Below are 12,440 nucleotides of genomic sequence, written 5' to 3' on the forward strand. Positions count from 1 at the left end.
AACAATTCACAGGGCTACCCGCGCCCCGAGCGGCGATGGCGGCCGCTTTGGATTAGCGTGCCGCGCATGGTCATTGGGGCGGCGCTGCTCTGGATGGCGGTGCTGAGCATCTACGACGTCACGCAGCGGCGGTTGCCGAACCGGCTCACTCTCCCGGGATTCGCGGTGGCCATGCTCGTCGCTGTGTGTTCCGGCCACGGTGAGGCCGCCGCGCTGGGGGCCGCGGCGTTGACCGCGGTCTATCTGCTGGTGCACCTGGTGGCCCCGAGGGCGATGGGCGGCGGCGACCTGAAGCTGGCCCTCGGATTGGGCGCGCTGACCGGCTGCTTCGGTGTTGACGTGTGGTTGCTCGCGGCGATCGGAGCGCCGCTGCTGACCGCGGTGATCGGGACGCTGGCCTGGCTGGGTTGGTCAGCCACGACCGTGCCGCACGGCCCGTCGATGTGTCTGGCCAGCGCGGTGGCGCTGGGTCTGGCCGTGTTGTAGTCGTCGGACCTTCTTGGTAAATCCAATGCAGGTCCGGTCGCTGCCGCAGGGAGGGAAGAAATCGGAAAAGAACAAAGGGGGCCTCGAGCGAACTATGTGCTATACCAACTATTGGTATCCTTACCTCGTGGGTAAGAACACCTCCTTCAGCCTCGACGAGCGGGGTATTCCAAGCGCGAAACGGTGATCTTCGGTATCCAGATCTCCCAATTCGAACAATCCGTCGGTCACTAGCGAGCGGATCAAGCCGAGAACTTTCTCCTGGATAACCGACAACGGCTCGCCGGAGTTTTCCCGCGCGATGCGAGCGTGGACCCGCTGGAGCGCAACCCAATCGATAAGACCGCGTAGCAGCACCTCGTCGCGCGCCGTCACCAGACGATCGTAGCCAGACAACGCACCCGCGATTACGTGTAAATGGCAGCTTCTGGCAGTGCCGGTGGTGGAGTCGGCAGTGGCTCTGAGCGCACCATTCGGGCATGACAAGCACATCGATTTCCGCAACTACCCATCAGCCCGACCGCACCCGCTGGCTATCCGTTCGCGCCGATCTCGTCTTCTGGACCGCCGCGGGCGCCGTCGTCGCCGCACTTAGCCGACCGCTGGGTGACTGGTGGAACGTGCCACGCACGACCCTCCTAGTGGGCGGGCTGTCGTTCCTCCTCGTCGGCCCCATCCTGCTGCTCGGCCTGAACCGGGTCCGTCCCATCTCGCGCGGGCTGGTACTGAGTTTCGGCATCTCGAACCTGCTGCTGGCGCCAACGCTGTGGGTGGCCGCATCGCTTGGCTGGTTGCCGCTGAGCTCCGCGGGCAATTGGGCGCTGGCCGGCGCGGGCGACGTGGCCCTGGTGTTGGGCGTCTGGCAGCTCACCGCATTGCGCCGGTAGCCGCGGGCCGACGTTTTCCCCCGTCGACGCCTGTCGTGGGAAGATGGGACACGTGTTGCGATGGACTACTGCTGGTGAATCCCACGGCCGGGCATTGGTGGCCGTGGTCGAGGGCATGGTCGCGGGGCTGAGCGTCACCTCCGACGACATTGCCGACCAGCTGGCCCGACGTCGCCTCGGCTACGGTCGGGGCGCCCGGATGAAGTTCGAGCGCGACCAGGTCACCGTGCTGGCCGGGGTGCGCCACGGCGTCACGCTGGGCGGGCCGATCGCCATCGAGATCGGCAACACCGAATGGCCGAAATGGGAAACCGTGATGGCGCCCGACCCGGTCGACGCCGCCGAGCTGGCGGTCGCGCGCAACGCTCCGCTGACCCGGCCGCGGCCCGGCCACGCCGACTATGCGGGCATGCTCAAATACGAGTTCGATGACGCCCGCCCGGTGCTCGAGCGGGCCAGCGCCCGCGAGACCGCGGCCCGAGTTGCCGCCGGTACCGTCGCCCGCCAGTTCCTCCGGCAGGCCCTCGGCGTCGAGGTGCTGTCGCACGTCCTCTCGATCGGCGACTCGACGCCGTACGACGGCCCGCCGCCGCAAGCCAGTGACCTCGCGGCGATCGACGCCAGCGGCGTGCGGGCGTTCGACCCGGCCGCCGAGGAGTCGATGATCGCCGAGATCGAGGCGGCCAAGAAAGACGGCGACACCCTGGGCGGCGTGGTCGAAGCGGTCGTGGTCGGGTTGCCGGTCGGGCTGGGGTCGTTCACCAGCGGGGACAACCGGCTCGACAGCCAGCTCGCCGCCGCCGTGATGGGCATCCAGGCGATCAAGGGCGTCGAAATCGGGGACGGGTTTGCCACCGCCCGCCGACGCGGCAGCCTCGCCCACGACGAGATGTACCCCGGGCCCGACGGCGTGGTCCGCTCGACCAACCGGGCCGGCGGGCTGGAAGGCGGCATGACCAACGGCCAGCCGCTGCGGGTCCGCGCCGCGATGAAGCCGATCTCCACGGTGCCGCGCGCGCTGGCCACCGTGGACATGACCACCGGCGAGGAAGCCGTCGCGATCAACCAACGCTCGGATGTCTGTGCGGTACCGGCCGCCGGCGTGGTGGTCGAGACGATGGTCGCGCTGGTGCTGGCCCGCGCTGCGCTGGAAAAGTTCGGTGGCGATTCGCTGACCGAAAGCCGTCGCAACATCGAGGCCTACCGGCGGTCCGTTGCCCAGCGGGAACCGGTCACCGAAGTTCGGGCTTCCGGGTGACTCTGATGGCACCGAAAGCTGTATTGGTCGGGCTGCCGGGATCCGGTAAGTCCACCATCGGGCGACGGCTGGCCAAGGCCCTCGACGTCGGCATGCTCGACACCGACGCCGCGATCGAGCAGCAGACCGGACGCGGCATCGCCGATATCTTCGCCACCGACGGGGAGCAAGAATTCCGCCGTATCGAGGAAGGCGTGATCCGTACGGCGCTGGCCGAGCACGACGGCGTCCTGTCGCTGGGCGGCGGCGCGGTCACCACGCCAGGTGTGCGTGACGCACTGGTCGGTCACACCGTCATCTACCTGGAAATCACTGCCGCCGAAGGGGTTCGGCGCACCGGCGGCAACACCGTGCGGCCGCTGCTGGCCGGCCCGGACCGGGCCGAAAAGTTTCGGGCACTGATGACCGAGCGTGTTCCGCTCTACCGGAAGGTCGCCACGATCCGGGTGAACACCAACCGTCGCAACCCTGGCGCCGTTGTCCGCCACATCGTGTGCCGGCTGAACGACCCGAAACCGGGCAGTGCCGCGCGCAACCGCCGCCGGCCGCCGTGGCGCCGCACGCCGGCCCCGCAGCTGCCCAGCGTGCCCGAGCCCCGAACCGGACCGCCGCCCACCCCCGCCACGCCCGCCGCGCTGGCCGCAGCCCGCAGACACGGCAGTGCCGGGGGAGGCAAATGACGAAGCTCCCCGACCCGGTCACCGTGCAGGTGACCGTCGACCCGCCATACCCGGTAGTGATCGGCACCGGGCTGCTCGGCGAGCTCGGCGAACTGCTCGCCGGTCGGCACCGCGTCGCCGTCCTGCATCAACCGGTGCTGGCGCAGACCGCGGAGGCGATCCGAAACCATCTGGCCGACAAGGGTATTGACGCACATCGTATCGAGATTCCAGATGCCGAGGCCGGCAAGGACCTGCCCGTCGTCGGCTTCATCTGGGATGTGCTGGGCCGCATCGGGATTGGCCGCAAGGACGCGTTGGTGAGTCTGGGCGGCGGGGCCGCCACCGACGTCGCGGGCTTCGCCGCGGCAACCTGGTTACGCGGCGTGTCGATCGTGCACGTGCCCACCACGCTGCTGGCGATGGTCGACGCGGCCGTCGGCGGCAAGACCGGCATCAACACCGACGCCGGTAAAAACCTGGTGGGCGCATTTCATCAGCCCACCGCCGTGCTGGTCGACCTGGCGACCCTACAGACGTTGCCGCACAACGAAATCGCGGCCGGCATGGCCGAAGTCGTCAAGGCGGGTTTCATCGCCGACCCGGTGATTCTGGATCTGATCGAGGCCGACCCGCAGGCGTCGTTGGACCCGTCGGGGGAGGTGCTGCCGGAGTTGATCCGGCGCGCGATCGCGGTCAAGGCCGAGGTGGTCGCCGCCGACGAGAAGGAATCGGAGCTGCGGGAAATCCTCAACTACGGCCACACCTTGGGCCATGCGATCGAGCGGCGAGAGCGCTATAAGTGGCGCCATGGCGCTGCGGTCTCGGTGGGGCTGGTGTTCGCCGCCGAATTGGGCCGTCTGGCAGGGCGTCTCGACGATTCCACCGCAGAGCGCCACCGCAGCATCCTGACGTCGTTGGGATTGCCGACCAGCTACGACGCCGACGCGTTGCCGCAACTGCTCGAGTACATGACCGGCGACAAGAAAACCCGTTCGGGGGTGCTGCGATTCGTGGTGCTCGACGGGCTGGCCAAGCCGGGCCGAATGGAGGGGCCGGACCCGGCGTTGCTGGCGGCCGCCTACGCGGAAGTGGGCACTCGATGAGCAGCATAACGACGGTCAACGTCATCAACGGGCCCAATCTCGGCCGGCTGGGCCGCCGCGAACCCGAAGTCTACGGCGACACCACCCACGACGATCTCGCCGCGCTGGTCGAACGCGAGGCTGCCGAACTTGGACTGAAAGCGGTTGTGCGGCAAAGTGACAGCGAAGCCCAGCTACTGGACTGGATCCATCAGGCCGCTGACGCCAAAGAGCCGGTGATCCTCAACGCCGGCGGGCTCACGCACACCTCGGTCGCATTACGAGACGCCTGCACCGAGTTGAGCGCCCCATTGATCGAGGTGCATATCTCCAACGTGTATGCCCGCGAGGAGTTTCGGCACCGCTCGTACGTCAGCCCGGTGGCCACCGGGGTCATCGTGGGATGCGGCGTCCAGGGGTATCTTCTGGCGCTGCGCTACCTGGCCAGTCTCGGCCGCTAGTCCTCGTCGGACTTGGCCGGCTTCTCGATGTGCTCGGTGGCCGTCTCGGACGGCTCGTGGGTGGGATGCGCTTCGGTCGGCTCCTCGGCTTCTTGGCTGTAGGCCGTCGGGGCCTCGTACTCGTCACGTTCGGCCGTGGCCACCGAGGTCTGCTGCTCCTGCGGCCATTCGGCGCCCTCAGCGGCGGCCTGATCCGACCGGACCGCGGCGAACACGTCGGTGTCGGCCCGCTCCTCGTCACCACCGGCCCCGCCCTGCGGCTTGTAATCGCCCGTGCGGTCGACCCGCCAGCGACCGACGGAAACCCCGCTGATCGCGCCCAAGAACACCAGCAGGGCGGTGAACGCCGCGAACGTGGTGAGCTCGTTGATCAGCCCACCGACGTACATCGCTTTGTAGAACACCGAGATCAGCCAGGCCACCGCACCGCTGAGCAGCCCGGCAACCAGGCCGGCCAGCAGCCACGTCATCGCCAGATCGCCGCGTCGGTCCGGGTCGGGGTTGGCTGCGGCGTCCTCGCGGCCGTCGATCAGCCCCCAGGCGACCACGCCGGCCAGGAACAGCACAAGCAGGACAATGCTGATCAGCACGGCCTGCGTCTGCCACACGTTGATCAACGTTCCCTGGAACAGCCGAACGACGACCATCGCGGCGCCGAACACCAGGCCGCGCAGCATCCAGTTAGTCATGGGGCCACAGCGTAGCGAGTAGCGTCACGTGGCGTGACACATTCCCAGCGGCGAGCCGCTCTGGAAGCTCGACTTCGCGCGGCTGAACTGGATGCGATGCTGGTCACGGACCTGATCAATGTGCGTTACCTGTCCGGATTCACCGGGTCCAATGCGGCGCTGCTGGTGTTCGCCGACGACCACGACCCGGTGTTGGCCACCGACGGCCGCTACCGCACCCAGGCCGCCCAGCAGGCGCCCGACCTGGAAGTGGCCATCGAGCGGGCCTGCGGGCGTTACCTGGCCGGGCGCGCCGCGGCGACCGGTGCGCGCCGGCTGGGCTTCGAGAGCCACGTGGTGACGGTGGACGGCTACGACGCGCTGGCCGCCGCGGCGGCGGACGCCGGCAGCGCCGAGCTGGTCCGCGCCGCGCAGACCGTGGAGGCGTTGCGCGAAATCAAAGATGCGGGCGAGGTGGCCCTGCTGCGGTTGGCCTGCGAGGCCGCCGACGCCGCGCTGACCGAGCTGATCGCCCGCGGTGGCCTACGGCCGGGCCGCACCGAGCGCGAGGTGGGTCGCGAGCTGGAAGCGCTGATGCTGGACCACGGCGGCGACGGTGTTTCGTTCGAGACGATCGTGGCCACTGGAGCGAATTCGGCGGTCCCACACCACCGGCCCACCGAGGCGGTGCTGGCCGCCGGCGACTTCGTGAAGATCGACTTCGGCGCGCTGGTCGGTGGCTATCACTCCGACATGACCCGCACCTTCGTACTCGGTAAGGCCGGTAAAGCGGCGGCCTGGCAGCTGGAGATTTATCAGCTGGTCAGCGCCGCGCAGCAAGCCGGCCGGGTTGCGTTGGAAGCCGGAGCCACCCTGGCCGACGTCGACGCAGAAGCACGCCGCGTGATCGTCGACGCGGGGCACGGCGCGCACTTCGGTCATGGCCTAGGCCACGGTGTGGGCCTACAGATCCACGAAGCGCCGGGAATCAACGCCACCGCCGCCGGTACACTACTTGCGGGTTCCGTGGTGACCGTGGAACCCGGCGTCTATCTACCAGACCGTGGCGGCGTCCGCATTGAGGACACGCTGGTGGTGGCGGACGAAACCTCCGGCAGCGCACCGGAATTGCTCACCCGGTTCCCCAAGGAACTGGCCATCGTGTAGGAGATTCACCGACTGTGCCAAGCACTGCCGACTTCAAAAATGGACTTGTACTTGTGATCGACGGCCAGCTGTGGCAGATCACCGACTTCCAGCACGTCAAACCGGGCAAGGGCCCGGCCTTCGTGCGTACCAAGCTGAAGAACGTGCTCTCCGGCAAGGTGGTCGACAAGACCTACAACGCCGGGGTGAAAGTCGAGACCGCCACGGTGGACCGGCGCGACACCACCTATCTCTACCGCGACGGCAGCGACTTCGTGTTCATGGACAGCCAGGACTACGAGCAGCACCCGTTGCCGGAGTCGCTGGTCGGCGACGCCGCCCGTTTCCTGCTGGAGGGCCTGCCGGTCCAGGTGGCCTTCCACAACGGGGCGCCGCTGTACCTCGAGCTTCCGGTCACCGTCGAACTCGTGGTCACCCACACCGAACCGGGTTTGCAGGGCGACCGGTCCAGCGCCGGCACCAAGCCGGCGACGGTGGAGACCGGTGCCGAGCTTCAGGTGCCATTGTTCATCAACACCGGCGACAAGCTGAAGGTCGACTCTCGCGACGGCAGCTACTTGGGACGTGTCAACGCGTGAATTCTGCTCGTCCTGCGCGGCCTGTTAAAGGACGGCATCAGGCGCGTAAGCGTGCGGTCGACCTGCTGTTCGAAGCCGAGGCCCGCGGACTGACGCCGGCCGAGGCGGCCGATGCGCGCTCCGCGTTGGCGGAGGCCAAACCCGATGTGGCGCCGCTGAATCCGTACACGGCGTCGGTGGCCCGCGGGGTTACCGCGCACGCCGCCCACATCGACGACTTGATCGCGTCGCATCTCCAGGGCTGGACGCTGGACCGGCTGCCGGCCGTGGACCGGGCCATCCTGCGGGTCGCGGTGTGGGAGCTGCTGCACGCCGACGACGTGCCCGCGCCGGTCGCCGTCGACGAGGCCGTAGAGCTGGCCAAGGAGTTGTCCACCGATGATTCACCGGGCTTCGTCAACGGCGTGCTGGGCCAGGTGATGCTGGTGACACCGCAGATCCGCGCCGCCGCTCAAGCTGTCCGTCCGTCGACGATGCGGGCCGCGGAAGCGGCCCGAGGAGGAGACGGACAATCGAGCCCTGACGCTAGCGAGTCATGACCCGGCTGGAACTACGCGTTCTGATCGCCGCCGTTCTGGCTGCGACAGTCGTACTGGGCGCGGTGTTGTGTGCGGCCTACGGGCAGGCCGCGATCGCGGCGGCGTTGGCGATTTACGCGCTGGGCGTCGGTGCGTGGCTGTATCACTCGATCGAGCGCCTGGTGCTGGCCCGTCGCATCGACACGGTTCGCTCGGCGGCCACACCGTTGCGGCCGTTGTTCCCGGTGATGGCCGCGATCATGGCGTTGACGCAGGCCGTGGTGCGATCACTGTCCGACGCCACCGAGATCGCACCGTTGCGACGGTGGGAGCTTCCGATGCGGCGGTGGAAGCCGATCCGTCGGGGCAGGGACATCGACGACGACTTCGAGGCCTGAGCGCTGAGCGGGCCACTGGGTCGACTCGCTGACCTGCTACGACGCGAAAAGTTGCGCACCAAAAGACCGGTTTGGACCCCGGCTTTCCGATACACTGCCTAGACAAGTGACCTGAGTTAGTCTCGGGGGTCCGGCCGTGAAGGTCTTCATCAGCTACTCCAGCGATGATGATGTCGCGGTGCGATCGCTCGCGGACGATTTGGCGCGGGCACGCCAACAAGTCTGGCTGGACCATGAGTTGGGCGGCGGTGACGCGTGGTGGCCCGAAATCCTCACCCAGATTCGGGAATCCGCCGTTTTCGTGTTCGCCTTGTCGGACAGTTCGCTGCGGTCCAAGCCTTGCCTGGCCGAGCTGGACTACGCCGAGGCGCTCGGTTTGCCGATCTTGCCGGTGCAGATCGGTCAGGTCAGTACGTATCGGACCCACCGGATCTTCGTCAGGCAGCTCGTCGACTACCGGGACTCGACCCGGAGCAGTGGAATCGCGCTGGTCTCGGCGCTGCATGAACGCGGCCGGGACCGTGCCGATCTGCCCGATCCGTTACCCGAACCCCCGGCGATGCCCTACGAGTACCTGCTGCGGTTGGGTTCGGCGATCCGCGGCACCGCCGAGCTGTCTCCCGCGACGCAGGCAGCGATGGTCGTCGAGCTGTGTGAAGCACTCGAGGCCGACGACGATGCCAACGTTGGTGGGGACATTCGTGAGCTGTTGCGCGCCCTGGGGTCCCGCACTGAGGTCGACGATGCGATCGCCCGCGAGATCAGCGCGATGCTTGGTGATTCGCCCGGGGCCGCACCGAGCGACCGGGCCAGCCATCCGGTCGCGCCGGTGACACACGGCGGGTGGCCGCACGACCAACGCATCGGCGGCCGGCCGGTCGTCGCGTACCTGCACGCGGCCTCCGGTCGCCGCTACCCGCTGAATGCGGTGGCCACCCGGATCGGACGGCTCCGTGACAACGACATCGCCCTCGACGACGCCGATGTCAGCCCCCACCACGCCGTCATCATCGACACCGGCACCAACTACTCAATCAAAACCGGCACCAACTACATCATCAACGACCTCCGTTCGGCCAACGGCGTGCATGTCCAGCACCAGCGGATTCGTTCCACCGCCACCCTCAACGACGGCGATCACATCCGCATCGGCGACCACGAATTCACCTTCCACATCGCCACCGGGGCCTAAGCCCGATGACGGTGGCGTTGTGTCGGGCCTGTGGCACTCATGTGCGGGAGGGTGCCCGGTTTTGCGACGCCTGCGGTTCGCCGATGGCGCGAGCCGGCGAGGCAGCGGAGTACAAGCAGGTGACGGTGCTGTCCGCCGATGTGGTGGATGCGATGGACGTCGGTGCGGCGGTGGGTGCCGAGCGGTTACGGGAGATCATGGCCGAGCTGGTCAACCGCGCGGCCGCGGTGGTGCAGCGCTACGGCGGCACGATCGACAAGTTCACCGGCCACGGGATCAGAGCACTATTCGGGGCGCCGGTCGCGTTGGAGGATCATGCTTTTCGTGCCTGCTTGGCGGCGCTGGGCATGCAGCAGGACGTCAAGCAGCTCGCCGCTGAGCTCGAGCCTCGCGACGGTATCGGGCTGGTGATGCGGGTGGGCCTGACCTCCGGTCAGGTGATAGCCGGCGAGATCGGCTCGGGCCCTAGGGGTTACACCGCCATCGGTGATCCGGTTGGGGTGGCGCAGCGGATGGAGGCGGTCGCGCCGCCGGGTGGGGTGATGCTCAGCGAGTTCACGGTGCGGCTGGTCGAGGATGCGGCGGTGCTGGGTGAATCGGAGCTGGTGCGTGTCGAGGGCGTCGACCAGCCGGTGTGCGCGCGTCGGCTGGTGGGGCTGGCCCGCCAGCACGCGCGGGTGGGACGGCGGGAGTCGACGCTGGTGGGGCGGCAGTGGGAAATGGCGGCCTTGGTCGGCATGCTGGATCGCTCGATTGGCGGGTATGGGTGCGTGGCGGGGGTGGTCGGGCCGTCGGGCATCGGCAAGAGCCGCATGGTGGCCGAGATCGTGGCGATCGCGGCGAGCCGTGGGGCAGAAGTGTTTTCGACGTTTTGCGAATCCCATGCCTGTGAGATCGCGTTTCATGCAGTGGCGCCGTTGCTGCGGGCGGTGTTCGGGATCGACGGGCTCGCCGAGGACGCCGCACGGGTGCGGGTGCGAGATCAGATCCTGGGTGCTGATGGCACGGATTTGGTGCTGTTCGATGACATGCTCGGCATCCGCGATCCCGGGGTGGCGTTGCCCGACATCGCCCCCGACGCCCGCCGACGGCGGCTGACCGCGCTAATTGACACGGCGTTGCTGGCTCGGACGACGCCGCGGGTGTTTGTGATTGAGGACGCGCATTGGATCGATCAGATCAGTGAGGCGCTGCTGACCGATTTCTTGTCGGTGGTGGTCCAATCCCGTTCGCTGGTGCTGATCACCTACCGGCCCGAATACCGGGGAGCGCTGAGCAGGATCGCCGGTGCCCAGACCATTGCGTTGGCGCCGTTGGACGATGGGCAGACCGGGGCGTTGATCACCGAGCTGCTCGGTGCGGATGCTTCGGCGGGCGGGTGGACCGTCCAGATCGCCGAGCGCGCGGCGGGTAATCCGTTTTTCGCCGAGGAGATCGTGCGGGATCTGGCCGACCGCGGCGTGCTGCGCGGCGTGCGCGGTGCCTACGTGTGTCCCGCCGGCGGCGCCGACGTAACCGTCCCCGCCACGTTGCAGGCCGCGATCGCCGCCCGCATCGACCGGCTCGACGCTCCGGCGAAACGCACGCTGAATGCTGCTGCGGTGATCGGGCTGCGGTTCGGTGCCGAGCTGTTGGCGAGCCTGATTGATGTCAGCGCGGTGGCGACACTGATTGACGCCGAGCTGATCGATCAGGTGATGTTCAGCCCGCGCGCGGAGTATGCGTTTCGGCATCCGCTGATTCATGCGGTTGCCTATCAGTCCCAACTGAGCTCGGAGCGCGCCGAGTTGCACCGGAGTTTGGCTGCGGCGATCCAGCAGCGCGATCCGGGGTCGGTGGCGGACAACGCCGCGCTGATCGCCGAGCATTTGGAGGCCGCCGGTGATTTGCATGAGGCGTTCGCCTGGCACATGCGTGCGGGGACTTGGTCGACCAACCGCGACATCCGTGCGGCCCGGATGAGTTGGCAGCGGGCGCGTCAGGTCGCTGACCGGTTGCCCGCCGACGACCCGGCGCGGGCGTCGCTGCGGATCGCGCCGCGCACCCTGCTATGCGGGAGTTCCTGGCGGGCCGGGAGCATTGCTGACACCGGCTTTGACGAATTGCGGCAGCTGGCGTCGGCGGCCGATGACAAGGTGTCGCTGGTCATAGGGATGTCGGGGCAGGTGACCATGCTGCTCATCCACGGGCGCTTTCGGGAGGCGGCGCAGCTGGCGTCGGAGTACACCGGCCTGATCGAGTCAATCGGCGATCCGACGTTGACCATCGCCCTGTCGTATGCGGCCATGGCCGCCAAACGCTTTACCGGGGAGTCGGCCGAAGTGCTGCGGCTGGCCCAGCTGTGCATCGACCTGGCCGGCGACGACGCGCACAAGGGCAATTTGATTCTGGGATCCCCGTTGGCGGTCGCGCTGACACTGCACGGCACCGCACGATGCTTCCTGGGGCAACCCGGGTGGAAGGACGACATCGTGCGGGCACTGGCGATGGTGCGCGGGTTGGACCCCCAGATGCGAGCCCTGATAATGCTGTACGCCTATGGTCTCGGTCTGGCTGACGGGACCATGCGGGTCGATGCGGCGGTCCTCCGGGAGACCGCCGAGATGCTGCAGATCGCCGAACGGTCCGGTGAGAACTTCACCCTGGCCGTCGCCCGGTTCGTGCGCGGCGTCGCTCTGGTGCACCAGGACGGTGCGGGACGGGATGAGGGCGTTGAGCTGCTGGGCCAGGCGCGGGAGGCCAGCGTGCAGGAGCAGTTAAGCATGCCCATGCTGCCGGTTATCGACCTCGAGACCGCGAAGGAGAAGATCCGAACCGGGGATCTCACCGACGCTATTGAGCTGTCGCGGGCGGTGGTCGAGCAGGAATACGACTCCGGGGAGATCGCGTTTCGCGGTGCCGCGGTGACGGTTCTGGTCGAGTCGCTGCTGGCCCGCGGCACTGAGGCTGACCTGCAGGAAGCGCAGGCCGCCATCGACCGGCTCGCCGCGGTGCCGACCGAGCCGGGATTCATGGTCTACCAGGTGGCGCTGCTGGGCCTGCGGGCGCTGCTGGCCCGGGCCCGCGGCGAGGCGGCCGGCTAC

The 12,440-nt window shown here is 68.0% G+C and carries 12 protein-coding genes and 3 pseudogenes; 13 read left to right on the forward strand and 2 right to left on the reverse strand.

Annotated elements, in window-relative coordinates; translation table 11 throughout:
- Nucleotides 1-66 precede the first annotated feature (66 nt).
- Nucleotides 67-486: an A24 family peptidase gene (locus VGG53_RS15165; RefSeq protein WP_331518886.1), complete on the forward strand. Its 420-nt coding sequence runs from the start codon at nt 67-69 to the stop codon at nt 484-486.
- 120 nt (nt 487-606) lie between these two features.
- Here the strand turns inward: VGG53_RS15165 and VGG53_RS15170 are convergent, their stop codons facing one another.
- A complete protein-coding gene (locus VGG53_RS15170; RefSeq protein WP_331518887.1) occupies nt 607-861 on the reverse strand; it encodes a hypothetical protein in 255 nt (84 codons plus the stop codon).
- A gap of 104 nt (nt 862-965) precedes the next feature.
- On the opposite strand from VGG53_RS15170, the gene VGG53_RS15175 reads away from it, so the two are divergent.
- The 5 genes and pseudogenes from VGG53_RS15175 to aroQ all read left to right on the forward strand — a co-directional run bounded on the left by VGG53_RS15175 (nt 966) and on the right by aroQ (nt 4,836).
- Entirely contained in the window at nt 966-1,373 is a 408-nt protein-coding gene (locus tag VGG53_RS15175) for a hypothetical protein (RefSeq protein WP_331518888.1), read from the forward strand.
- Between the two features lie 52 nt (nt 1,374-1,425).
- Nucleotides 1,426-2,631 carry a chorismate synthase gene (gene aroC / locus VGG53_RS15180; RefSeq protein WP_331518898.1) on the forward strand — a complete coding sequence of 402 codons (1,206 nt, stop codon included), beginning with the start codon at nt 1,426-1,428 and terminating at the stop codon, nt 2,629-2,631.
- A gap of 5 nt (nt 2,632-2,636) precedes the next feature.
- Nucleotides 2,637-3,161 (forward strand): annotated as a pseudogene (locus VGG53_RS15185) (shikimate kinase); the annotation flags it as partial.
- Between the two features lie 146 nt (nt 3,162-3,307).
- On the forward strand, nt 3,308-4,396 hold the full coding sequence (gene aroB / locus VGG53_RS15190) for a 3-dehydroquinate synthase (protein WP_331518889.1): 1,089 nt from the start codon (nt 3,308-3,310) through the stop codon (nt 4,394-4,396).
- Complete coding sequence (aroQ, locus tag VGG53_RS15195; RefSeq protein ID WP_331518891.1) at nt 4,393-4,836, forward strand: type II 3-dehydroquinate dehydratase; 444 nt, start codon at nt 4,393-4,395, stop codon at nt 4,834-4,836. The genes aroB and aroQ overlap by 4 nt, the downstream gene beginning before the upstream one ends.
- Here aroQ and VGG53_RS15200 read toward each other — a convergent pair.
- Nucleotides 4,833-5,525: a B-4DMT family transporter gene (locus tag VGG53_RS15200; RefSeq protein ID WP_331518892.1), complete on the reverse strand. Its 693-nt coding sequence runs from the start codon at nt 5,523-5,525 to the stop codon at nt 4,833-4,835. The genes aroQ and VGG53_RS15200 overlap by 4 nt on opposite strands.
- Nucleotides 5,526-5,558: 33 nt before the next feature.
- Between VGG53_RS15200 and VGG53_RS15205 the strand changes: the two genes are divergently transcribed.
- The 7 genes and pseudogenes from VGG53_RS15205 to VGG53_RS15235 all read left to right on the forward strand — a co-directional run.
- Nucleotides 5,559-6,671 carry a Xaa-Pro peptidase family protein gene (locus VGG53_RS15205; RefSeq protein ID WP_331518893.1) on the forward strand — a complete coding sequence of 371 codons (1,113 nt, stop codon included), beginning with the start codon at nt 5,559-5,561 and terminating at the stop codon, nt 6,669-6,671.
- A gap of 14 nt (nt 6,672-6,685) precedes the next feature.
- Nucleotides 6,686-7,249 carry an elongation factor P gene (gene efp / locus VGG53_RS15210; RefSeq protein WP_331518894.1) on the forward strand — a complete coding sequence of 188 codons (564 nt, stop codon included), beginning with the start codon at nt 6,686-6,688 and terminating at the stop codon, nt 7,247-7,249.
- On the forward strand, nt 7,246-7,788 hold the full coding sequence (gene nusB / locus VGG53_RS15215; RefSeq protein ID WP_331518895.1) for a transcription antitermination factor NusB: 543 nt from the start codon (nt 7,246-7,248) through the stop codon (nt 7,786-7,788). The genes efp and nusB overlap by 4 nt, the downstream gene beginning before the upstream one ends.
- Nucleotides 7,785-8,165, forward strand: a complete 381-nt coding sequence (locus VGG53_RS15220; protein WP_331518896.1) for an antitermination protein NusB — start codon at nt 7,785-7,787, stop codon at nt 8,163-8,165. The genes nusB and VGG53_RS15220 overlap by 4 nt, the downstream gene beginning before the upstream one ends.
- 136 nt (nt 8,166-8,301) lie before the next feature.
- Nucleotides 8,302-8,613 (forward strand): annotated as a pseudogene (locus VGG53_RS15225) (toll/interleukin-1 receptor domain-containing protein); the annotation flags it as partial.
- Nucleotides 8,614-9,018: 405 nt separating this feature from the next.
- Nucleotides 9,019-9,357, forward strand: a pseudogene (locus VGG53_RS15230) (FHA domain-containing protein); the annotation flags it as partial.
- An 83-nt stretch (nt 9,358-9,440) separates the two neighbouring features.
- Nucleotides 9,441-12,440, forward strand: a 3,000-nt coding sequence (locus VGG53_RS15235; RefSeq protein ID WP_331518897.1) for an ATP-binding protein, incomplete at its 3' end; no start/stop codon positions are given.

The organism is Mycobacterium sp. (genome assembly GCF_036490025.1).
Classification (GTDB): domain Bacteria; phylum Actinomycetota; class Actinomycetes; order Mycobacteriales; family Mycobacteriaceae; genus Mycobacterium.

Coding starts and splice junctions, on each gene's coding strand:
- VGG53_RS15165 (WP_331518886.1), top strand. CDS start 67: ATGGTCATTGGGGCGGCGCTGCTCTGGATGGCGGTGCTGAGCATCTAC.
- VGG53_RS15175 (WP_331518888.1), top strand. CDS start 966: ATGACAAGCACATCGATTTCCGCAACTACCCATCAGCCCGACCGCACC.
- aroB (WP_331518889.1), top strand. CDS start 3,308: ATGACGAAGCTCCCCGACCCGGTCACCGTGCAGGTGACCGTCGACCCG.
- aroQ (WP_331518891.1), top strand. CDS start 4,393: ATGAGCAGCATAACGACGGTCAACGTCATCAACGGGCCCAATCTCGGC.
- VGG53_RS15200 (WP_331518892.1), bottom strand. CDS start 5,525: ATGACTAACTGGATGCTGCGCGGCCTGGTGTTCGGCGCCGCGATGGTC.
- VGG53_RS15220 (WP_331518896.1), top strand. CDS start 7,785: ATGACCCGGCTGGAACTACGCGTTCTGATCGCCGCCGTTCTGGCTGCG.